This is a genomic window from Dietzia sp. NPDC055340 (assembly GCF_053645335.1).
In genome coordinates this window covers 62,028-82,962 of the sequence record NZ_JBSHML010000005.1, presented here as the reverse complement: position 1 = coordinate 82,962, position 20,935 = coordinate 62,028, and the positions used below count along the sequence as shown (strand labels likewise).

Annotated in this window: 22 protein-coding genes and 1 pseudogene; 13 read left to right on the top strand and 10 right to left on the bottom strand. The window is 69.8% G+C overall.

The annotated features are described in order from the left end of the window. Positions 1 to 28: 28 nt before the first annotated feature. On the bottom strand, positions 29 to 715 hold the full coding sequence (locus tag ACWIFB_RS04845) for a phosphate signaling complex PhoU family protein (RefSeq protein ID WP_454057497.1): 687 nt from the start codon (positions 713 to 715) through the stop codon (positions 29 to 31). 159 nt (positions 716 to 874) lie between these two features. Between ACWIFB_RS04845 and ACWIFB_RS04840 the strand changes: the two genes are divergently transcribed. The 5 genes from ACWIFB_RS04840 to ACWIFB_RS04820 all read left to right on the top strand — a co-directional run bounded on the left by ACWIFB_RS04840 (position 875) and on the right by ACWIFB_RS04820 (position 5,355). Further along, entirely contained in the window at positions 875 to 1,417 is a 543-nt protein-coding gene (locus tag ACWIFB_RS04840) for a DUF4242 domain-containing protein (RefSeq protein ID WP_452100738.1), read from the top strand. Beyond that, positions 1,414 to 2,532: an acyl-CoA dehydrogenase family protein gene (locus tag ACWIFB_RS04835; protein ID WP_452100737.1), complete on the top strand. Its 1,119-nt coding sequence runs from the start codon at positions 1,414 to 1,416 to the stop codon at positions 2,530 to 2,532. The genes ACWIFB_RS04840 and ACWIFB_RS04835 overlap by 4 nt, the downstream gene beginning before the upstream one ends. Positions 2,533 to 2,606: 74 nt before the next feature. Then, positions 2,607 to 3,278 carry an ABC transporter ATP-binding protein gene (locus tag ACWIFB_RS04830; protein ID WP_452100760.1) on the top strand — a complete coding sequence of 224 codons (672 nt, stop codon included), beginning with the start codon at positions 2,607 to 2,609 and terminating at the stop codon, positions 3,276 to 3,278. Positions 3,279 to 3,286: 8 nt separating this feature from the next. Continuing rightward, complete coding sequence (locus ACWIFB_RS04825; RefSeq protein WP_452100736.1) at positions 3,287 to 4,477, top strand: ABC transporter substrate-binding protein; 1,191 nt, start codon at positions 3,287 to 3,289, stop codon at positions 4,475 to 4,477. Then, positions 4,474 to 5,355 carry an ABC transporter permease gene (locus ACWIFB_RS04820; RefSeq protein WP_454057496.1) on the top strand — a complete coding sequence of 294 codons (882 nt, stop codon included), beginning with the start codon at positions 4,474 to 4,476 and terminating at the stop codon, positions 5,353 to 5,355. Before ACWIFB_RS04825 ends, ACWIFB_RS04820 begins: the two co-directional genes overlap by 4 nt. Positions 5,356 to 5,409: 54 nt before the next feature. Here ACWIFB_RS04820 and ACWIFB_RS04815 read toward each other — a convergent pair whose 3' ends face one another. From ACWIFB_RS04815 to ACWIFB_RS04800, 4 genes are all read right to left on the bottom strand, one after another. After that, entirely contained in the window at positions 5,410 to 5,892 is a 483-nt protein-coding gene (locus ACWIFB_RS04815; RefSeq protein WP_454057495.1) for an FABP family protein, read from the bottom strand. Positions 5,893 to 5,941: 49 nt separating this feature from the next. Next, a complete protein-coding gene (locus tag ACWIFB_RS04810) occupies positions 5,942 to 6,469 on the bottom strand; it encodes a DUF488 domain-containing protein (protein ID WP_452100733.1) in 528 nt (175 codons plus the stop codon). Beyond that, the gene (locus ACWIFB_RS04805) at positions 6,469 to 7,410 is read right to left on the bottom strand and encodes a DUF808 domain-containing protein (protein WP_452100732.1); all 942 of its coding nucleotides are present in this window, start codon (positions 7,408 to 7,410) and stop codon (positions 6,469 to 6,471) included. The genes ACWIFB_RS04810 and ACWIFB_RS04805 overlap by 1 nt, the downstream gene beginning before the upstream one ends. A 134-nt stretch (positions 7,411 to 7,544) precedes the next feature. Beyond that, entirely contained in the window at positions 7,545 to 8,435 is an 891-nt protein-coding gene (locus tag ACWIFB_RS04800) for an oxygenase MpaB family protein (protein ID WP_454057494.1), read from the bottom strand. An 83-nt stretch (positions 8,436 to 8,518) separates the two neighbouring features. Between ACWIFB_RS04800 and ACWIFB_RS04795 the strand changes: the two genes are divergently transcribed. After that, a complete protein-coding gene (locus ACWIFB_RS04795) occupies positions 8,519 to 9,256 on the top strand; it encodes a CPBP family intramembrane glutamic endopeptidase (RefSeq protein WP_452100730.1) in 738 nt (245 codons plus the stop codon). Here ACWIFB_RS04795 and ACWIFB_RS04790 read toward each other — a convergent pair. Together ACWIFB_RS04790 and ACWIFB_RS04785 are read right to left on the bottom strand one after the other, a co-directional pair. Beyond that, positions 9,231 to 10,490: a multidrug effflux MFS transporter gene (locus ACWIFB_RS04790; RefSeq protein WP_454057493.1), complete on the bottom strand. Its 1,260-nt coding sequence runs from the start codon at positions 10,488 to 10,490 to the stop codon at positions 9,231 to 9,233. The genes ACWIFB_RS04795 and ACWIFB_RS04790 overlap by 26 nt on opposite strands. A 103-nt stretch (positions 10,491 to 10,593) precedes the next feature. Next, positions 10,594 to 11,109 (bottom strand): LGFP repeat-containing protein, encoded by a 516-nt coding sequence (locus ACWIFB_RS04785; protein WP_452100728.1) that lies wholly within the window; start codon positions 11,107 to 11,109, stop codon positions 10,594 to 10,596. Positions 11,110 to 11,256: 147 nt separating this feature from the next. Here ACWIFB_RS04785 and ACWIFB_RS04780 point away from each other — a divergent pair. Then, a pseudogene (locus ACWIFB_RS04780) lies at positions 11,257 to 11,736 on the top strand (VOC family protein). A 25-nt stretch (positions 11,737 to 11,761) separates the two neighbouring features. Here ACWIFB_RS04780 and ACWIFB_RS04775 read toward each other — a convergent pair. From ACWIFB_RS04775 to ACWIFB_RS04765, 3 genes are all read right to left on the bottom strand, one after another. Further along, positions 11,762 to 13,459 carry a fumarate hydratase gene (locus ACWIFB_RS04775; RefSeq protein WP_454057492.1) on the bottom strand — a complete coding sequence of 566 codons (1,698 nt, stop codon included), beginning with the start codon at positions 13,457 to 13,459 and terminating at the stop codon, positions 11,762 to 11,764. A 63-nt stretch (positions 13,460 to 13,522) separates the two neighbouring features. Continuing rightward, positions 13,523 to 14,089 (bottom strand): protein-L-isoaspartate O-methyltransferase family protein, encoded by a 567-nt coding sequence (locus ACWIFB_RS04770; RefSeq protein WP_452100724.1) that lies wholly within the window; start codon positions 14,087 to 14,089, stop codon positions 13,523 to 13,525. Positions 14,090 to 14,152: 63 nt separating this feature from the next. Further along, complete coding sequence (locus ACWIFB_RS04765) at positions 14,153 to 14,473, bottom strand: hypothetical protein (RefSeq protein WP_452100723.1); 321 nt, start codon at positions 14,471 to 14,473, stop codon at positions 14,153 to 14,155. A gap of 169 nt (positions 14,474 to 14,642) precedes the next feature. Here ACWIFB_RS04765 and ACWIFB_RS04760 point away from each other — a divergent pair, with 169 nt between their 5' ends. The 6 genes from ACWIFB_RS04760 to ACWIFB_RS04735 all read left to right on the top strand — a co-directional run bounded on the left by ACWIFB_RS04760 (position 14,643) and on the right by ACWIFB_RS04735 (position 20,926). Further along, entirely contained in the window at positions 14,643 to 15,557 is a 915-nt protein-coding gene (locus ACWIFB_RS04760; protein ID WP_452100722.1) for a siderophore ABC transporter substrate-binding protein, read from the top strand. A gap of 20 nt (positions 15,558 to 15,577) precedes the next feature. Beyond that, positions 15,578 to 16,600 (top strand): ABC transporter permease, encoded by a 1,023-nt coding sequence (locus tag ACWIFB_RS04755; protein ID WP_452100721.1) that lies wholly within the window; start codon positions 15,578 to 15,580, stop codon positions 16,598 to 16,600. Beyond that, positions 16,593 to 17,642, top strand: coding sequence for an iron chelate uptake ABC transporter family permease subunit (locus tag ACWIFB_RS04750; RefSeq protein ID WP_454057491.1), 1,050 nt, complete (start codon positions 16,593 to 16,595; stop codon positions 17,640 to 17,642). Before ACWIFB_RS04755 ends, ACWIFB_RS04750 begins: the two co-directional genes overlap by 8 nt. A gap of 14 nt (positions 17,643 to 17,656) precedes the next feature. Then, on the top strand, positions 17,657 to 18,523 hold the full coding sequence (locus tag ACWIFB_RS04745) for an iron ABC transporter ATP-binding protein (protein ID WP_452100718.1): 867 nt from the start codon (positions 17,657 to 17,659) through the stop codon (positions 18,521 to 18,523). Between the two features lie 96 nt (positions 18,524 to 18,619). Continuing rightward, positions 18,620 to 19,849, top strand: a complete 1,230-nt coding sequence (locus ACWIFB_RS04740) for a glucose-1-phosphate adenylyltransferase family protein (protein WP_454057490.1) — start codon at positions 18,620 to 18,622, stop codon at positions 19,847 to 19,849. A 90-nt stretch (positions 19,850 to 19,939) separates the two neighbouring features. Next, on the top strand, positions 19,940 to 20,926 hold the full coding sequence (locus ACWIFB_RS04735; protein ID WP_452100716.1) for an LLM class F420-dependent oxidoreductase: 987 nt from the start codon (positions 19,940 to 19,942) through the stop codon (positions 20,924 to 20,926). Positions 20,927 to 20,935 lie beyond the last annotated feature (9 nt).

The window sequence follows — 20,935 nt, the reverse complement described above, 5'->3', positions numbered from 1 at the left end:
GGGGCGAGTCGGTGGCGGCGGCGGGGGATCAGTCGAGGACCGTGCCGTCGTCGAGGTGGGACAGCGAACCGTTGTCGGGCAGCTCGCCGGTGGCGAGGTAGACTAGACGGTTCGCGATGCTCACGGTGTGATCGGCGAAGCGCTCGTAGTAGCGGGCCAGCAGCGCCAGGTCCACCGCCGCGACCGAGCCATAGGGCCAGTCCTCGTTGGAGAGCTGCTGCATCAGCGTGGCGTGGAGCCCGTCCACGGCATCGTCCTGGGAATCCAGGAGCAGGGCCTTGTTCACGTCGCGGTCGCCGAACAGGTCGGTGAGCTGACGGGACATCGCGATATCGCGCTCGGCGAGCTCCCGGATGAGGGGGACGACCTGCTCCGGGACCACGGCTTCGGGGTGGCGGCGACGGGCCACGCGGGCGATGTGGCCGGCGAGGGCGGCCATCCGTGTGAAGTGCTCGACGATATAGATCCCCGAGACGACCTGACGGAGATCCCGCGCGACCGGCGCCTCCAGGAGGAGCAGCTCGAACGCGTGCTGTTCGCTGACCTCGCGGAGCTCTTCGAGCTGGGTGGCGCCGTCGATGACCTCGGTCGCCGCCACCTCGTCGCGCTCCAGGAGCGCCACGGTCGCGCGTTCGAGGAGCGTGGTGTTGGTCTCGCAATAGCGGACAAGCTGGTCGGAGAACTCGTCGAGCTTGGAACGGAAGACAGTACGCATGCCTCCGACCGTAGTTATCACGGCGGCCCCGGGCAGCGCCGTTCTCCCAGTGTTCACCCACCTGACCCGCAAACGGGGGCGATCGGGCGCGCTAGTAGACAGAACGGTCTGTCCCTGCCTACCCTGGCCGACACGAGAAGTCCCCGGAAAGGACACGACATGACCCTCTTCCTGTACGAGACCACCCCGTCCCAGGAGCAGCAGGCCGATCCCTCTGCGCTTATCGACGCCATCGCCGCCACGCTGACCGAGGCGGGCGTCGAGGTCATCGAGACCCAGATCACCAAGGGTGCCGCCCGGATCTTCACCATCGTGGAGTTGGCCGACGGCCCGGGCGGCGCCTGCGCCACCGAGGCCCCCGCACTGGACGCCGCGAAGCTCGGCGTCGCCGAGGTCACGGAGCCCGCCCAGGTCCGCCTCGTGGGCACCGACCTCGAGACCATCAAGGCCGCCCGCCCCGAGGCCGGCTACCTGGTCGAGTGGGACATCCCGGCCGAGATCGACATGGACACCTACCTCACCCGCAAGAAGGAGAAGTCCCCGAAGTACGCCGAAATCCCCGAGGTCTCATTCCTGCGCACCTACGTCCGTGAGGACACGGACAAGTGCCTGTGCTTCTACAACGCCCCCGACACCGACGCGGTCGTCCGGGCGCGTGAGATCGTGTCCACCCCGATTTCGCGTCTACACGAGCTGGCATGAGCGCACCCACGGCCAGCACTCTCACCCCGGATCTCGGCGCCCCGCGGGCGCGTCTGATCGCCGGCGATCTGGGTTCCGTCGACGCGACGGAGCTCCTCGCGGTGATCGACTCGATCGCCGCGCGGGCCTCCGCCCTGGACCGCGCTGACGCGGACCTGCGGGAGGACATCGCCGCACTCGCCGGTCTCGGACTCTTCGACGTCGACCGCACGCCGGTCCCCGTCGCCGCGACGATCATCGAAGCCGTGGCGACGGAGAGTCTGGCCGTGGCGTTCGGCGCCTGGGCGCAGCGGATGACCGCGGCCTACCTCCGACATGCCGCTGACCGATCCGAGGCCGCTCAACAGAGCTACCGGGCGGTCGCCGACGGCGTCCGGCCGGGGGTGACCGGCATGGCCGCCGCGCAGCGGCAGGTCGTCGGACTCGGCAACGTGCCCATCACCGCCACCCCGGTCGACGGTGGCTACCGGATCGACGGACCGATCGCGTGGGCGTCCAACGTGTACCCGGACAGCACCATCGTGCTGGCGGCCAACACCGAGGACGGCCGCAGCCTCGTCCTGACCTTCGGGGCCTCGACCCCCGGCGTCGAGATCCGTACGGCTCCCGACCTGCTCGCGCTCAACGCGACGGCCTCCACGATGATCGGACTCGACGGCGTCGTGGTGCCCGATCAGCAGGTGTTGGGCGAGGACCTCGGCGACTTCCTGTCTGGCGTGCGACCGCAGTTCCTCGTCCTCCAGGCGGCCTTCTGTTCCGGCGTGGGCGCCCGCTCGCTCACCGAGGCCGAGGGGCGGCTCGAGGGACTCGGGGCCTTCTACTCGGACGAGCACGAAGCGCTGGCGGGCCGGCACGAGCACATGCACTCCGAGCTCCACCGCCTCGCGGCCGCGCAGCACAGGGCGTCGCTCACCGACCTGTTGCTGCTGCGTCTGGATGGCGCGGAGATCGCACCCGCCGCGACCCGGCTCGAGGCGATCCTCTGCGGCGGGATGGGCTACGCGCAGGGGGCTCCGGCCAACCGCCGTATGCGCGAGGCGGCCTTCCTTCCGGTGCAGTCGCCGTCGCAGTCCCAGCTCCGCTGGGAGCTGGACCGCCTCGGGGTGGTCGCGTGAGTTCAGCGGTCCTCGAGCGACCGGTCGCCGTGAGCGTGACCGGTCTGCAGCACCGGCTCCCCGGCGGGCGGACCCTGTTCGACGACCTCGAGCTCCGGGTCCGCGCCGGTGAGTCGCTGGTGCTGCTCGGGCCCTCCGGCGTCGGCAAATCGACCCTGCTGCGCATGCTGGCCGGCCTCGAGGAGCCGGCGGGCGGTGCCCTGCGGGTGGGCTCGCAGTCCATGGCGGACGGCAACGAGCACTCCTATGCCGTGGTCTTCCAGAAGCCGCTGCTCTACCCGTGGTTGTCGGTACGCGAGAACGTCGCCCTGGGCGCCCGGTTCCGTGCCCTCCGCGGACGGGTGACCTCCGGGCATGTCGACGAGCTGCTCGAGAACTTCGGGATCGCGGAACTGGCTGATTCACGACCGGACCAGATCTCCGGTGGTCAGGCACAGCGCGTCGCCGTCGTCCGGGCCGCGGCGACGCGTCCGGAGATCCTTCTCCTCGACGAGCCGTTCAGCGCGCTCGACCCGGTGACCCGGGCCGACTCCCAACGCTGGCTGGTCGGTGTGACCGCAGACCTCGGCGTCACCACGGTCATGGTGACCCACGACGTGGACGAGGCGTTGGTGGTCGGCTCCCGCATCGCCCTGCTGGGCTCGTCCGGTCGGGTGCAGCGGGAGTGGACCAACACCTCCCACGGCGCCACCGACTCGGACCCGGCGCTGCGTGGGGAGATCCTGGCCGCGTACCGGACGGCCTGACAACGGCGATGAAGAATGATCCGGGGGCGCGCGGCCCCGTACTCGACCGACGCTCGCTGCTGCGTACCGGCGGCGCACTCGCGGTGGGGGCCGGAGCCCTCGGCGGCGCGGCGACGTTGGGCAACCTCGTCTCCGCGGCGACCGCCCCGCGCGGGGTCGCGACAGAAGAGCTGCGGATCGGCTACCTGCCGATCACCGACGCCGCGCCACTACTCGTCGCACACGGGGACGGATACTTCGAGCAGCAGAAGCTCATCGTCGGGCGGCCGGTGCTCTTCCGCTCCTGGTCGTCGCTCATGGAGGCCTTCCTCACCAAGCAGGTGGATCTGATCCATCTGCTCATGCCGTCGGCGGTGCAGCTGCGCTACGTCCTCGGCGCCGACGTGAAGATGGTGAGCTGGAACCACACCGGCGGCGGCGCGATCACCGTCGCGCCGCATATCAACGATGTCTCGGAGCTCGCCGGCACGCAGGTCGCGATCCCGGGCTGGTGGTCGATCCACAACATGCTCCTGCAGCGGGTGCTGCGGGCGAATGGCCTGACCCCCGTCGCGCGAACGGCTCCGAGCCGTGGGGACGGAACCGTCGAGCTCGTGGTGATGGGGCCCGCCGACATGATCCCGGCGTTGGCCACCGGGTCGATCTCGGCGTTCACCGTGGCGGACCCGTTCAACGCCGGCGCGGTCGCCAGGGGAGTCGGCTCCCTGCACATGCTCCTGGATGAGGTGTGGCGCGATCACGCCTGTTGCGTGACGGTCGTGCACGAGGATCTCATCGACAACCGCCCGGACACGGTCCAGGCATTGGTCGACTCGGCGGTCGCCGCGCAATTGGGGATCCGGGCCGATCGCTCGGCCGCCGCCGCGATCCTGTCCGGTAAGGGGTACCTCCCGCAGCCCCCGGCGGCCGTGGAGGTCGCCATGGCCGGGACGGTCGCCGATCCCGCGGGAGGCCCCGACAGGCCCCGGATCGACTTCCACCCGTACCCGTTCCCGAGCTTCACCGAGGAGCTGGTCCGCCAGATGCGCCAGACGGTCGTCGACGGTGAGACCCGATTCCTGGACGGCCTCGACCCGGCGAGGGTTCACCGCGAACTCGTCGACGACAGGTTCGTCCGCGCCTCGATCGAACGACACGGCGGACCGGCCGCCCTCGGACTCCCCACCTCGCTCACCCGACACGAACGGTTGCTCTCATGACCCGCACGCACACGACCTCCCACCCGGGCGGGGGCCCGGACACGGATGGGCTCGCGGCGTCGAGCCCCCGCGAGGCACGCCGCCGTCGCGGCGATCGCTCCAAGGGTGGTCCCACGACGGCCGGCTCGGCCCTCGCTGCGCGGTGGGGGGCGGGACTCCTGGGCCTGGTGCTGGGGCTCGGCGTGTGGGCGCTGCTCACCTCCGGGCTGGTCACCGACGACCCGGTGATCAGCGGCATGTCACCCGCCCGCACCTGGTTCGGCCTCGGCGATCTGCTCGATCGAGGGGTGCTGCTCTCCGACGCCTCGGTCAGCCTCTACCGGCTCGTCGCCGGCCTCGCGGCGGCAGCACTCCTCGGCGTCCCGCTCGGACTGTGGTTGGGGCTTCGGCGCCGCGCGGAGGCGGTCGCGGGCCCGCTCGTGCAGTTCCTCCGCATGATCTCGCCACTGTCATGGGCACCGGTCGCCATCGCGGTGTTCGGCATCGGGAACGAGCCGGTGATCTTCCTCGTCGCCGCCGCCGCGATCTGGCCGATCATGCTCTCGACCTCCGCCGGCGTCCAGGCCATGGACCCCGGATACCTCGACGTGGCCCGGACGATGGGAGCGAGTGGCTGGGAGCGGCTCACCCGCGTCGTGATCCCCGCGGTTCGGCCGTCGATCCTCGGCGGCATCCGACTGGCACTGGGTACCGCCTGGATCGTCCTGGTGCCGGCGGAGATGCTGGGCGTGCGTTCGGGACTGGGTTACCAGATCCTCAATGCCCGTGACCAGCTGGCGTACGACCAGGTGATGGCGGTGATCCTCGTGATCGGCGTCCTCGGCTTCGCGCTCGACTCCCTGTCCCGACTGCTACTGCGGGGCGGCACCGCGCGCTAGCGCCATCAGCGCGGCCCGGCCCGGGGCGCGGTCGACGCGACCCGGCGGTGACGGTCAGGATCGGCGCATCTCGGAGCGCAGATGGTGCGTCATCGGTTGCCCGACGGCGGCCATGGCGAACGTGGTGGTGACCGCGTCGCCGACGAACTCGTAGCGCCGCCGGGTCGAGGTCACCTGTTTGGCGGTGGCGCTGTTGAGCAGGCTCGCGGCGAACTCGAGGACCACGGAGCCCGCTTCGGCATGCACGGTGCCCTCACCGAGTTCGGCCTGCCCGGTGGGTTGGGCGATCACGAACTCGGCGGTCCCGTCTCCGGGGATCCGCAGAAACCCTGTTTCGGTGTGCATCGGGTTCCCTGCGGGGCCCCGGGTCTTCTGGACGTAGTGCAGGAACGGCTTGCCGACGTCGGTGAAGGTGATCTCCTCGGTATAGGAGAAGTCGTCGATCGTCGGGTAGGAGCCCGCCCCCTGTCCTGTCCAGGTTCCGAGGATCATGCGCACGGGGGCCAGGTTGGGGGCGAGGGACGCGGGGGAGTTCATGCCTTCAGAGGGTAGGCCACCCCGGCGCCGCCCATTTAGGGCGGCGGTGTCACCTGTCCCAGACCGGCTCAGCGCCCTCGTCCAGCCGCAACCCTTCGCTGGGGGTGTGCGTGTTGATCCGGCCGGAGTGCATGAGGTGGCCGACGGGCAACTCGTGCACCGTCGAGACCACGTCGGCGACGATCCGCCGGTGGCACCGCCACCACACGGATTCGGAACACATCACGACGGTGCGTCGCGTGCGGGCGTCGGCCACCACCCGGTCGAGGGCGGACCGGAACGCCGGGTCGCGGGTCCACGCGCTGTAGGCGCGGAACGCCTCGACCCGCCACCATGTGTCCGGGGAGGCCCGGCGCTGGGCGGCGGTGAGGGTCCGCCGACCGCCGAGATCCTCCTCCCACCGGTAGTCGATCCCGGCGTCTGCGGTGATCTTCGGGACCGCGCCTCTGGCCGCCGCGGAGTTGGCACGGCTCCCGGGGAAGCGCCGGATGTCCACCAGCAGCTCGATTCCGGCGCCGGTGAGGAGCGCGGCGAGCTCGTCGTGCTCGAGGCGCCCGTGTCCGACGGTGAGCAACATCAGGCGGCGGGGTCCGGCTCGCCGCCCCGGCGCGGGACGAGATGGGTGACGGCGACGATCACGGCGCCCACGATCAGGCCGAAGACCGCCGAGCACACGGTGCTGACGAGCCAGCTCAGGAATGCCCCGACCCCGGCGATCCCGGCGGCGGGATCCGCCAGGACGTGAACCAGGTGGTAGGGGCCGGTGACCCCGAGCTCGTCGAGGCCCACGAGGAGGATGTGCCCGCCGACCCAGAGCATGGCGAGCATGCCCACGAACCCGATCACGTTGAGGATGGTGGGCATGGACCTGACGAGGCCGTGGCCGAACTTCTGCACACCGGGGGAGTCCTTGCCCGCGAGATGCAGCCCGAGGTCGTCCATCTTCACGATCACGGCGACCACACCGTAGACGAGGGCGGTGATAGCCAGGCCCACCACGACAAGGATGACCGCCCGCGACCAGAACGCCTCGCCGGCGATCTCGTTGAGGGCGATCACCATGATCTCGGCGCTGAGGATGAAGTCGGTGGTCACCGCGCTGCGGATCAGCTTCTTCTCCGCATCGGGCCCCCTCTCGACCACCGGGGTCTCATCCTGATGGTGGCCGGAGACGCGCTCCCACACCTTCTCCGCGCCCTCGAAGCTCAGGTAGAGACCGCCGAGCATGAGGATCGGGGTAAGCAGCCACGGAACGAACTGGCTGAGCAACAGCGCGAAGACGATGATGACCGCCTTGTTGCCCAACGACCCGGTCGCGATGCGGCGGATGATCGGCAGCTCCCGCGACGGCTCGACGCCCCGGACGTACTGCGGGGTCACCGCGGTGTCGTCCACCACGACGCCGGCCGCCTTGACCGATGCGCGGCCGGCGGCGGCCGCGACATCGTCGACACTGGCCGCGGCCATGCGGGCGAGTACCGCGACGTCGTCGAGCAGTGCTGCGAGTCCTCCGGCCATCATGTCCTCACTGATCTGGGCGGGGCCACCCCGCTGTGGTGCCCGGCCTGTGAAAAACAGGCGGACCGTCACAGGGTATCGCCGCGATGCGACATCCGCTGCCGGCCACCGTGCGACGCGGCGGATGACCGACGTCAGTCGTCGACCGCGTCCAGTACCCATCGCAGGGTGGAGACCCCTCTCCGGCCGAGTGCCACGCCCAGGCGGTGCGACCCCCGCGGGCCGTCCGGCAGCTCGAGCATCCGTCGGGCCCACTGCGGCAACGCGGCCACCGCGCCGTGGCGCAGCAGGGTGTACACCGGCTTGTCGGTCCATCCGACGGGCGGTTCGTCGAGGATGAAGTGCCGGGCATCCAGCGCGGCGGGGGAGGACTCGAGCTCGGGGAGATATCCCGACAGCGCCCGGTCGAGTTCGTGTGCGGTGGTCGGGACGTCGCGGGCGCCCAGCATCAGCCCGGTCCGTGCGGACTGGCGGACGTAGTCGTCCCGCAGCCCGGGGGTGAGCCGTTCCCGCCCGTACAGGCGGTGGCATTCGAGGAAGCTCCAGATCTCGGCCACGTGCACCCACCGCAGCAGGTGCGGGTCCCGTGCGTCATACGGTCGCCCGCGGTGGTCGACGCCCACCACCGAGCGGTGCACCCCGTTGATGGTGCGGATGAGGTCGGAGGCGTCGGCGATCGTGCCGAACGTCGTGGTGGCGATGAAGCCGGACGTCCGCTGCAGTCGCCCCCACGGATCCCCCCGGTAGTCGCTGTGATCGGCCACTCCGGCCATCGCCAGTGGATGCAGCGACTGGAGCAGGAGCGCGGTCAGGCCCGCCGCGAACATGGACGCGTCGCCGTTGACCCGGCAGATCGCGTCCCCGGGGTCGTTCCATCTCGCACCCTCGGAGTGCCAGATGCGCTGCCGACCGGCCGCCGCGTCGTCGCCCGCGATCCGCGACCGCACCACGAGACCCACCTGTCGCCGGGCACCGGTCAGCGCGCCGCTCAGCGCACGCGACGCGGTCGTCGTCACCGTCGTCATATCTGGAATCCCGTCTCACCGAAGGACGTCGTGTGGGTCACGATACCCGCGGTATGGACGTCGGGAGCGGTATGGTCGCGCTGATGAGCTCGCCGCACCCGCTCCCGTCCCGCCGCCTCCGCCTCCGGGGGGTGGCCGGGGTCGTCGGGGTCCTCGGCGCGTTGGCGGCGATCAACCTCACCGCGAACCTCGCCGATCTCGCCCACCGCGAGTGGGTCATCCCGATCTCGGTCCTCGCGCTCGTGGCAGTGGTCAAGGCGCGCGGGATGCACTGGTCGGAGCTCGGTCTGTCTCTTCGGCACATGCCCCGCGGGCTGGCGTACGGCGTCGCGGCGACCGCCGCCGTCGCCGCGGTGGTCACGGCGGGCTGTCTCATCCCCGCGACGAGCCCGTTCTTCCTGTCGGAGCGCTACTCGGACCTGCGGATGGCGGTATTCTCCGCGCTCGTGCTCATCCCGCTCATGACCGTCCTGCCGGAGGAGTTCGCGTTCCGCGGCGTGCTGCAGGGAGCGCTCGAGCGCACGTTCGGCACCAAGGGTGTCTTCGTGGTGGGGTCGATCGCGTTCGGCCTGTGGCACGTCACCACGTCGCTGGGGCTGACCTCGGGCAACGCCGGCCTGTCAGGACTGTTGGGCACCGGCCTGGGCGGTCAGCTCGCGGGAATCGCCCTGGCCGTGGTCGCGACCTCGGTCGCAGGTGCCGGCTTCATCTGGTTCCGCCGTCGCAGTCGGAGCCTGCTGGCCCCCATCGGCCTGCACTGGGCGTTCAACGCCGTCGGTGCGCTCGCTGCCGCGCTCACGTGGCGCGCAGTGGCCGGCTGATCATCGCGCGCACCGCCAGCAGGACGAGCGCGGCGCTGACTCCCATCACGAGGAGCATGGGGATCGCCGAGTGCGGTCCGGCGAGGCCGGTGAGCGGCGAGACGATCGCGGCGAGGAGGAACTGGGCGGCGCCGAGCAGCGCCGATCCGGTGCCCGAGCGCCCGACGGTGGCCTGCATGGACAGGGCCGCGGCGTTGGGGAGGACGGCCCCGATCGACAGGGTGAGCAGGATGAACCCCGCAGTGACCGGTACCAGCCCCAGGGTGCCGGCGGGGGAGAGGGCCACGACGACGACGAGGTAGACGATCGCCGTGACCATTCCGGCCACGCCGGTGTACAGGATCTTCTCGGCGGCGAACCGACCGGCCAGTCGCGCACTGGCGATGTTCGACACGAGGATGCCCAGGGAGTTGACGGTGAACGCCACCGAGTACGCACTGGGAGACAGGCCTGCCATGTCCTGATAGATGAACGGGCTGGCCGAGATGTAGGCGAACAGCACGCCGAAGGTGAACACGAAGGTCGACACCCGGGCGAGGAAAGGGCCGAACGTGGCCACCTCGCGCATGTCGGCCAGAGTCGACCTGAGGTCACCGGCCCGGCGGTCCTCGACGCTCAGCGACTCCGGGATGGCGGCGATCACGCCGACGAGCGTGATGGCGGACAGCCCGGCGAGCAACCAGAACACCCCGCGCCAGCCGCCGAAGGGGACCACGGCCCCGCCGAACAGCGGCGCGATCACCGGCGCCACCGACTGGATGGCCATGAGCGTGGCGAAGGCCTTGGTCACCCCCGGCCCGCGGCCCACGTCCACCACGATGGCCTTGCCCAGCACGATGCCGGCGGCGCCGAAGAAGCCCTGGGCGACCCGGGCGAGAACCAGGACCCAGATCGACGGGGCGAGCGCGCACGCCACCGCTGCGAGGAGGGTGCCGACGGATCCCGCGATGAGTAGCCCGCGGCGACCCAGCCGGTCCGACAGCGGGCCGATCACCAGCTGACCCACGGCCAGCGCCACCATGAATGCGGTGAGCGTGAGCTGCGCAGTGGAGGCCGTGACGTCGAACTCCTCGACGATCAGCGGTAGCGCCGGCAGATAGGTGTCGGTCGCAAACGGCCCGATCGCGCCGGCGAGGGCCAGGGCGACGAGCATCGTTCCGGGCAGCGTGCGCGTGGCAGTGGGTTCTGCGGAGCGGTCGGGCCGGGCGGGGTCGGGCGAGGGGGTCGAGGTCACGAGGGGGCACGTTACCGCCGTGGCACCCCATCCGGGACGCCGCGCCAACCCGGCCCCACCCCCGGCCGGGCGCGTGTCCCCGGACAGGCGACTGTGCGGCGGATCAGTTCAGTTCAACCTCGGCGACGCCGTCGAGATAGGTGATCACGCCGCCGTCGAACGTGGAGATCCAGCCGCCATCGGTCGTGGCCTCATCCGCTGTCGGGAAGCCGAGCTCACCGCCGGGGCCGCCGGCCTCGAGGTAGGCGGTGAGGATCTCGCCCTGGACCAGGAAGGCCCTGCCCGAGGGCGTCTGGACGAGCGCGCCCCGTTCGAACCCGGTGATCGATCCGCCGTCGACATCCTCGGCGGGGCCGGTGGCGCCACCGAGTTCGCCCTCGACGCCGCCGAGCTCCGCCCAGCGCTCGGCGACAGCGCCCGGGACGCGTACCTCGTCCCCGGCAGGTCCGGGCACTGTGGCCGAACCGCCCGGCGGCGTTGTCGTCGTCGTACTCATCGCCGCCGTCTCCGACGCGGCGGTGTCACCTGATCCCCCATCGCCACCCGCACAGGCGCTGAGGCCCGCACCGGCGACCGCGGCGAGGGAGAGGGCGGCGAGGACGCGCGTGATCCTGTCCATACCCGCCGATCTTAGTCGCCCGGCCCCCACCGGGTCTGTGGCCGGATCGCAACCGGTACCCCCTTCCCGGCGTCGACCCCGCGGAGCAGACTGGGGGTGTCGGAGCGCCGCCGGGTCCGCGCGGCGGCCGGGGAGGAGAAGACCCCGATGGCCGAGATGACGACATGCCTCTGGTTCGACGGCACGGCACGCGAGGCGGCCGAATTCTACTGCTCCGTGTTCCCCCGCTCGCGGGTGACGTTCGTGGACACCAGCCCCGTCGACACGCCGGGGCAGAAGGCCGGGGAGGTGGCGCTCGTCGAGTTCGAGTTGGACGGCCGGCCGTTTATCGGACTCGACGGCGGGCCGGGGGTCGAGTACACCAACGCGATGTAGCTCGAGATCCGGTGCACCGACCAGTCCGAGATCGATCACTACTGGAACGGCCTGCTGGCCGGCGGTGGGCGGGCACTCCAGTGTGGATGGCTGATCGACCGCTACGGGGTGCGCTGGCAGGTCGTCCCGGTGTTCCTCTATGACGTGTGGCGCTCGGGCGACGGTGAGGCCGCGCGCCGCGCGTTCGCCACCATGATGGACATGGTCAAGCTGGACCTCGAGCCCCTGGAGGCCGCCGCCCGGGCAGGCTGAACCGCCTCCCCGGGCGCTGCCGGTCCTACAGGCCGGGGCGCTTGCCGATCGTCAGCGTGACCTCGCCGGTGTGGGCGAAGAAATCCTCGCCCTTGTCGTCCACGACGATGAACGCGGGGAAGTCCTCCACGTCGATCTTCCACACCGCCTCCATGCCGAGCTCCTCGTACTCGATGACCTCGACGTGCTTGATGCAGTCCTGCGCCAGGCGGGCCGCCGGGCCACCGATGGACCCCAGGTAGAAGCCACCGTGGGCCGCACACGCGTCCGTGACCTGCTTGGAGCGGTTGCCCTTGGCCAGCATGACCATGGAGCCGCCGGCGGCCTGGAACTGCTCGACGTAGGAGTCCATGCGGCCGGCCGTGGTGGGGCCGAAGGAGCCCGACGGCATGCCCTCGGGGGTCTTGGCCGGGCCGGCGTAGTACACCGGGTGGTCCTTGAGGTACTGCGGCATCTCCTCGCCGGCGTCGAGGCGCTCCTTGATCTTGGAGTGCGCGATGTCGCGGGCCACGACCAGCGGGCCGGTCAGCGACAGGCGGGTCTTGACCGGGTGCCTGCTCAGCTCGGCGAGGATCTCCGGCATCGGCTTGTTCAGGTCGATCCGCACCGCGGCGCCCTTGCCAGTGCCCGAGATGCCGTCGGTGGCGGCATCCAGCTCGGCGTCGGTCGTGGCGGGCAGGTACTGGCCCGGGTTGAACTCGAGCTGCTCCAGGAACACGCCCTCGGGGGTGATCTTGGCCTTGGCCTGACGGTCGGCGGAGCAAGACACGGCGATCGCGACGGGCAGCGAGGCTCCGTGCCGGGGCAGTCGGACCACGCGCACGTCGTGGCAGAAGTACTTGCCGCCGAACTGGGCGCCGATGCCGATCTTCTGCGTGAGTTCGAAGACCTTCTCCTCGAGCTCGAGATCGCGGAAGCCGCGGCCCGTCATGGCGCCGGAGGTGGGCAGTTCGTCCAGGTAGTGGGCCGAAGCGAGCTTGGCGGTCTTGACCGTGTACTCGGCCGAGGTGCCGCCCACGACGATCGCGAGGTGGTAGGGCGGGCAGGCAGCGGTGCCGATCGAGCGGATCTTATCCTCGATGAACTGCATCATCCGCTCGGGGTTCAGGATCGCCTTGGTCTCCTGGTAGAGGAACGACTTGTTGGCGGACCCGCCGCCCTTGGCCATGAACAGGAACTTGTAGGAGTTCTCGTGGCCGGGAGTGGTGTCGGCGCCGATCTCGATCTGGGCCGGCAGGTTGTGGCCGGTGTTCTTCTCGTCCCACATCGTCAGCGGGGCGTTCTGCGAGTACCGGAGATTGAGGCGGGTGAACGCGTCGTAGACGCCGCGCGAGACGGTCTCCTCGTCGGGACCCTGGGTGAGTACGCGCTGGCCGCGCTCGCCCTTGACGATCGCCGTGCCGGTGTCCTGACACATGGGTAGGACGCCACCGGCGGCGATGTTCGCGTTCTTGAGCAGATCCAGGGCGACGAACTTGTCGTTGTCACTGGCCTCCGGGTCCTCGAGGATGCTCGCGACCTGCTGCAGGTGGTCACTACGGAGGTAGTGGGAGATGTCGTGCATCGCCGTCTCGGTGAGCAGACGGATGGCCTCGGGCTCCACACGCAGGAACGTCGTCCCGTCCGGACCCTCCACGGTGGATACGCCCTCGGTGGTCAGGAGGCGGTACTCCGTGGTGTCCTCCCCGATCGGGAGGAGGTCCTCATAGACGAACTCGGCCATTGACGCTCCTGGATTCTCGAACGGGTAAAACCACCGTTCAGGATAAGCGTCAGCGGGCGCAGGTCAGAATCGGGTGTGGATGAGGGGCACGAAGGTGTAGCCGCCGTGTTCGGTGATCTCGATCCGGCCCCCGACCCGGCGTACCCGGTGCATGACCTCGTTCCACGGCGCCACCATGATGCCGCCGTCGGCCAGCTGGTCCATCAGCTGAGCGGGTGCGTCCTCCGCCATCGCCGAGACGAGGATGCGGTCGAACGGCGCCAGCTCCGGGAGGCCGAGTGCGTCAGACGAGGCCCGGTGCACGGAGACCCACGGCTGGTCGATCGCCTCGCGGGAGCGCTCGACCAATTCGGGGATGCGCTCCACCGCGAAGATGCGGGAGTCGGCCCCGCCGAGTTCGCCGAGGATCGCCGCCGTCCACCCGCTTCCGGAGCCCACGTCCAGGGCGCGCATCCCGGGGAACGGCTCGAGGAGGTCGAGCATCGCGGCCACCGTCGACGGCTGGGAGTTGGTCTGGCCGTACCCGATGGGCAGCGGACGGTCACTGTCGTGGAACTCGGCGACCTCGGACGGCAGGAAGCGGCGACGATCCTGGGCGCTCATGGCCTCCGCGATCGATTCCTGCTGCATTGCTCGGCACTCCCTCCCGACATCGGTCCCTGTGATGAGCCAGTCGGCGGTCGCGCGCCCGACTCAGTTCTCGCCCAGGACGCGTGTCTCCCCTTCAGGGTCGAGGTCATCTATCGGGTCGTGGCGCTCCGCATCCGGCTCGGCGTCGGCCGTCCCGGCTTTCTCGTCGACGTCAGGTCGTTCGGCTGCAAGTTTGTCGTCGAGGTCGTGGTGCTCCTCGGCAGGGATCCACGTCTCGGGGGCCTCAACGGTGAGGTCCTCGCCGTCAGTGGTGATGACGTCGGCGTCGAGCCCCTCGCTGCCGTCGAGGGTGTTCTCGTCATGGTCGCCGACCGTGTCCGGGTCGTAGTCGCGTTCGCGGTCGTCCTCATGCTCGGTGTCCATGCTCGTGAGTCTGGGGCAGTCCGCGTCTGTTCGCATCCGCTCGAGGAAAGCTCAGGCGTGTTCCGCCCCACAAACGTCCTGGTAGTCAGGTTAGGCAAGCCTGAATTTTGCCCCACGGCGAGCCATGTGGTTAAGGTGAGCCTAACCTTCCGCCAATGTCTGGAGCGAAATGAAGCTAATCCCCAAGATCGTCGCCGCCGCCGCCGCGCTCGCGTTGACCGGCGGTGCACTGACCGCCTGCGGTTCCTCGGACGCGCAGTCCGACGGCGCCGAGAGTGAGGGGCCGAGTCGCGTCGTGCTCACCAGCCATGCTGCGGCAAACACTCTCGACGAGCTCGATCTTGAGGACAACGTCATCGGTCTGACCAAGACCGGCGTGTTCCCGGATGCGCTCTCGACCTACTCAGGCGATGAGTTCACGGATGTCGGCAGCCTCAAGGAGCCGAAGATGGACGTCATCGCCGAGCTCGGGCCCGATCTCATCCTCTACGGGAACCGCACCCTTGCGATGGAGCCCGAGTTCGCCAAGATCTCCGACCAGGTCGTGGCCGGCGACCCCGACACCTCGGACACGATTGCCTCCAACCGCGCCAAGGTCGAGGAGATCGCCGGGCTGTTCGGCGCGGAGGACGCCGCCTCCGACAAACTCGCCGAGATCGACGACCAGGTCGCCGCGACCCGTGGCAAGGCCGAGAACGCCGGCACCGCGCTGGTCCTCATGACCTCCGGCGGCAAGGTCACCGGATACGGCCCGGGCTCGCGCTTCGACCTCATCTACAACGAGCTGGGCATGGAGCCCGTCGCCGGCAACCTCGAGACCGAGGGTAGCCACGGCGCCCCGCTCAGCTGGGAGCAGATCGCCGAGCTGAACCCCGACCACGTCTTCGTCATCGATCGTGACGCCGCCATCGGCTCGGAGGGCGAGGCCGCCACCGCGCTGCTCGACAACGCCGTCTTCAACCGCACCGCGGCTGCTACCAACGGCAACGTCCACATCCTCGACGGCCAGAACTGGTACCTCGTGGGCGGTGGCCTGGGCGTGCTCAACTCGATGATCCTCGAGATCGACAACGCCGTCTCCTGACGGCCGGAGAACACGCCCACATGACAACGACAGCGCGTGAGAGCCGGTCACAGCGATTCTCGCTGTGGCCGGCCTTCGGCGTCCTCGCGCTCGTCATCTCGCTCGTCGCGAGTGTGTTCGTCGGCGCCGCGAACATCACCGTCTGGGACGTACTTACGGGCGGTCTCACCGAAGCGCACGCCGTCTACCTGGTGGAGGCCCGCCTTCCTCGAACGGCGGCCGCAGCACTGGCCGGGGCCTCGTTGGCCATCGCAGGTCTGCTCATGCAGCTGCTCACCCGGAATCGATTCGTGGAGCCGTCGACGGCCGGCACCGTCGAATCCGCGGGGCTCGGGCTGGTGCTGGTCGCCATTCTCGCCCCCGGGGCGCCGATCGTCGTCAAGATGCTCGCCGCGATGCTCTTCGCGCTGGGCGGCACCGCTCTGTTCCTCGCAGCGATCCGTCGGGTCCCGACGTCGGACACGTTTGTCGTGCCGCTGATCGGGATCATGCTCGGCTCGGTGATCGGCGCGGTCGCGGCGTTCCTCGCGATGACCCGTGACCTGCTGCAGATGCTCAACTCCTGGATGTTGGCCGACTTCTCCGCCGTGCTCGCCGGGCGGTACGAGTTGCTCTGGCTCGTCGCCGGGCTGGGCGTGATCGCCTACATCGCCGCCGACCGGTTCACCGTTGCCGGCCTCGGCGAAGACGTCTCGACCGGACTCGGGCTGAATCACCGTACGGTCGTCGCGTTGGGGATGGCCATCGTCGCCGCGGTCGCCGCTGTCGTCGTGGTGACCGTCGGTGCGCTCCCGCTGCTGGGGCTCGTCGTCCCGAACGTCGTGTCCCGTCTCGTGGGTGACGACGCCCGGCGCGGTCTGCCTCTGGTCGCGATGCTCGGTGCAGTCACTGTTCTCGTCTGCGACATCGTCGGCCGGTCTCTCCCGGGGCTGTTCACGGACGGCGCTCCCGGTGCGGGCGAGATCCCCGTCGGGACCATCGTCGGAGTCCTGGGCGGGGCGGTCTTCCTGGCGATGATGCTCAAGGGGGTGCGCAATGGCTGACTCCGCAACTCTCGTCGCCCCGCCCGAGGGCCGGGCCCCTGTGCGTACACGGGCGGAGTCCGATCGCCGTCGACGCTGGGCCGTCGTTGTCGTGTGCGCAATGCTGGCGGCCGCGTCCCTGACGGCGCTGGTCCTCGTCGGTCTACCGGATACGGTCGGCTCCAAGGCCTGGAGCTACTCGCTCGACCGACTGTCACGCCATGCCGTGGCGATCGTCCTCGTCTCGGTCGCCGTCGGCGTGTCCACCGTGCTGTTCCAGACCGTCACGGGAAATCGGATCCTCACCCCGGCATTGATGGGCTTCGACTCGCTGTATCTGCTCATCCAGACGCTGCTGGTGTTCTTCATGGTGCCGCGCGATGCCGCGATCATCGGCGGCCTCACCAGCGGCGGACTGTCCGGCTTCCTGTCGCAGACAGCGATCATGGTCATCGCCTCGACCTCGCTGTACCTCTGGCTGCTCGGTGGCCGCAGGACCGACATCCACCTGCTGCTTCTCGTCGGGGTGGTGTTCGGGGTCTTCTTCCGCTCGGTCTCGTCGTTCTTCCAGCGGCTGCTGGATCCGGCCGCCTACCTGCAGGTGCAGGACGCTATGTTCGCCAGCTTCCGCGGCGTCCAGGTGGATGTGTTGATCGCCTGTGCCGCGATCGTCGTCGCCGGCCTCGCGGTGGTGACGATGCTCGGTCGTCGCCTCGACGTCATGCTTCTCGGCCGGGACCCCGCGGTTGCGCTGGGCGTCAACCACCGCCGGGTCACGGTCATCGTGCTGGTTGTGGTGTCGTTCCTCGTCTCGGCATCGACGGCACTGATCGGCCCGGTGATGTTTTTCGGACTCATCGTGGCGAACGCGGCCTACGCCCTGCTGGGTACGACCCTGCACCGTTTCACCCTCCCCGTGGCCTGCTTGCTGGGCGTGATCGCGCTGGCCGGCGGCGAGCTGGTACTCGGCGTCCTCGGCGTGGAGTCCGCGCTGAGCATCATTATCGAGTTCGTCGGTGGATTGCTGTTCCTGTTCCTGCTCCTGACCAACCGCGCTCGCTGAAAGTGAGGCACATCATGTCCCTTCTCCCGTTCCGACGCCGCGACGACCGTTCCGGTGGCCAGTGGGTACAGGGCTGCGGCATCGAGACGCAGTCGGTCTGTTCGTCGTACGGCGACACGCAGGTCCTCCACGACGTGACGGCGTGTTTCGCCCAGGGTGGGGTCACCTCGCTCATCGGACCGAACGGGGCCGGCAAGTCGACCCTGCTCGGCGTGATGAGTCGCCTGCAGACCGCGGACAAAGGCCACGTCCTGGTCGACGGCGTGGACGTCTCGAAGAACGCCGGGCGCGAGCTTGCGCGCCGCCTCGCGGTGTTGCGCCAGGAGAACTCGATGGCCATCCGACTCACGGTGCGTGAGCTCGTCGGGTTCGGCCGCTTTCCGCACAACGGCGGGCGCCCCGCCCCTGACGACATCGAGCACGTGGAGTACGCGCTGTCGGCGATGGAGCTGGAGGAGTTCGCCGACCGCTATCTCGATGAGCTGTCGGGCGGTCAGCGTCAGCGGGCGCACATCGCGATGGTCCTGGCCCAGGACACCGACTACGTGTTGTTGGACGAGCCGCTCAACAATCTGGATCTCCGCCACGCAACGTCGATCATGCGACTGCTTCGTCGGACCGCGGCCGAGCGCGGCAAGACCATCGTGCTGGTCATCCACGACATCAACATCGCGGCCGCCTACTCGGACCGGATCATCGCGATGAAGGAGGGGCGGATCATCGCCGACGGCGCGCCCGCCGACATCATGCGAACCGACGTCCTGGGTGAGGTGTACGACATGGATATGCAGGTCACGCAGGTCGCGGGCCGCTATGTCGCGCTGTATTTTGACGGGGAGGACGAGGCGGCCGCCCCCGATGTGGCCGTGGTCAGCGCCTGACCGGGCGAGCGGGTGCGCGCGACGGTCGTGTGTCGATAGGCTGACGCAACCGACCCGCATCTCACGGGCTGTCCATCCACGGGAGGAGCCGAGCCCATGGCCCCGTCCTCTGTCGTCGCGCTCGTTCTGGCCGGCGGTGCCGGCTCGCGGCTGCGTGCGCTCACCAGGGACCGCGCCAAGCCCGCCGTCCCGTTCGGCGCCGGCTACCACCTGGTGGATTTCGCACTGAGCAATGCGGCGAACTCCGGATTCCGGGACGTCTGGGTGATCCAGCAGTTCCATCCCGTGTCGCTCGGCGCCCACCTGCGCAGCGGCCGCCCGTGGGATCTGGACCGTCTCGACGGGGGACTGCTGGTCCTGCATCCGTCGCAGGGCACCGGCCGCGACGGGTTCCACTCCGGTACGACCGACGCGCTGTGGAAGCAGGTCGAACCGCTGCGCAGGGCGGCGCCCGAGGTGACCGTCGTGGTCAGTGCGGACGCGGTGTACCGCCTGGACTACGACGCGATCGTGCGCGATCACCTGGCGTCGTTCGCGGAGGTCACGATGGTGACCACGCGCGTGGATCCGCGCGATGCCGGTCGGTACGGGGTGGTGGAGGTCGACGACGACGGCGCCGTCACCGCTTACAGTCACAAACCCGAGGACCCGTCCTCCGACCTGGTCTGCGCCGAGATCTTCGTCTTCAACACCGCGGCCCTGATCTCCCGGCTCGAGGCCGCCCATGAGGAGGCTCTCACCGCCGGGGACGGCGATCCCGGGGATCTCGGGGAGAACGTGCTGCCGGCGATGGTCGCCGCCGGGCATGCGCGTCAGTGGCGGCACGACGGTTACTGGCGCGATGTGGGCACGGTCGCGTCGTACTGGGCCGGCCACATGGACCTGTTGGGGGAGCCGCCTGTCCATGAGCTCGACGTTCCGGGATGGCCGCTGCGGACGGCGTCGTCGTTCAGCGGGCCGGCCAGGACGGGGCCACAGGCGGAGGTCACCCGATCGCTCCTGGGGCGCGGAGCGGTGATCCGCGGCACGGTGGAGCACTCCGTGATCGGACCCGGGGCGGTCGTCGAGCACGGCGCGGTGGTCCGCGACAGCGTCATCCTGCCCGGGGCCGTGGTGCGGGCCGGTGCCCGGGTGGAGACCGCGGTGGTCGATTCCGGGGTCGAGGTCCCGGTCGACGCCCGGATCGGTGAGCACCAGGCCGATGCGGACGAGGCGACAGTGCAGGTCGCGCTGCTGTGGCACGCCCAGGACGGTCCGCGTCCGAGTGGGTTCACCGTGCGTGCGGGCGAGATGGACCCACCCGACGACGAGGACCCACGCACCTGAACCGTGGGGGCGACCGCCCCGGGCACCCGGGCAGCTGAACGTGAGGTGACTTCGGGGCGGAAAGGACCGCGCGGCGCTAGGCTCGCGGCCATGCGATTCGGACTGTTTCTTCCCCAGGGCTGGCGGCTCGACCTGGTGGACGTCCCGCCCGCCGGGCACTGGCCCGCTATCTCGGAGCTCGCCGCGCGGGCCGACTCGGGCCCGTGGGAGTCCGTGTGGGTCTATGACCACATGCACACCTCCCCGCTGACCCGGACCGAGGCGACGCACGAGGCGTGGAGCCTGATGTCGGCGCTCGGGGCGGTGACCTCCCGCGTCCGCCTGGGGCAGATGTGCACCTGTATCGGGTACCGGAACCCGGCGATGCTGGCGAAGATCGCGGCGACCGTCGACGTGATCTCGGGCGGCCGCGTCGAGATGGGGGTCGGCGCCGGGTGGTACGAGCACGAATGGCGGGCCTACGGCTTCGGGTTCCCGTCCGGCGGCGAGCGGCTGGCCATGCTCGACGAGGGTGTCCGGATCATGCTCGACGCGTGGTCGGACGGTGTCGCCTCCCTGCACGGCGACCACTACCGGGTGGACGGTGCCATCGTGCAGCCCCGACCCCTGCAGGAGGGCGGCATCCCCCTGTGGATCGCCGGTGGCGGGGAGCGGAAGACCCTGCGGATCGCGGCCCGTCACGCGGACTACACGAATTTCGACGGCACCCCGGACGGGTTCGCCCACAAGTCCGAGGTGCTGCGGGGCCACTGCGCCGACATCGGTCGAGATCCGGCGGAGATCACCCGCACCGCGAACTACAACGTGGCGATCGGCGAGACCGAGCGGGAGGTCGCCGACCGGCTCGCGTTCATCCACGATCGGATGGCCCGCCACGTCGGTGTCGAGGAGGCCGACCGGCAACTGGGCGCCTATCAGGGATTGCCGGCAGTGGGTACCCCCGAGCAGATCATCGAGAATCTGGCCGGGCTCAGGGCGCAGGGGATGGAGTACGGGATCTTCTACTTCCCGGAGATCGCCACCGATACCTCGGGACTCGAGCTGTTCGAACGGGAGGTCATCCCGGCCCTGAGCTGAGTCACCGCC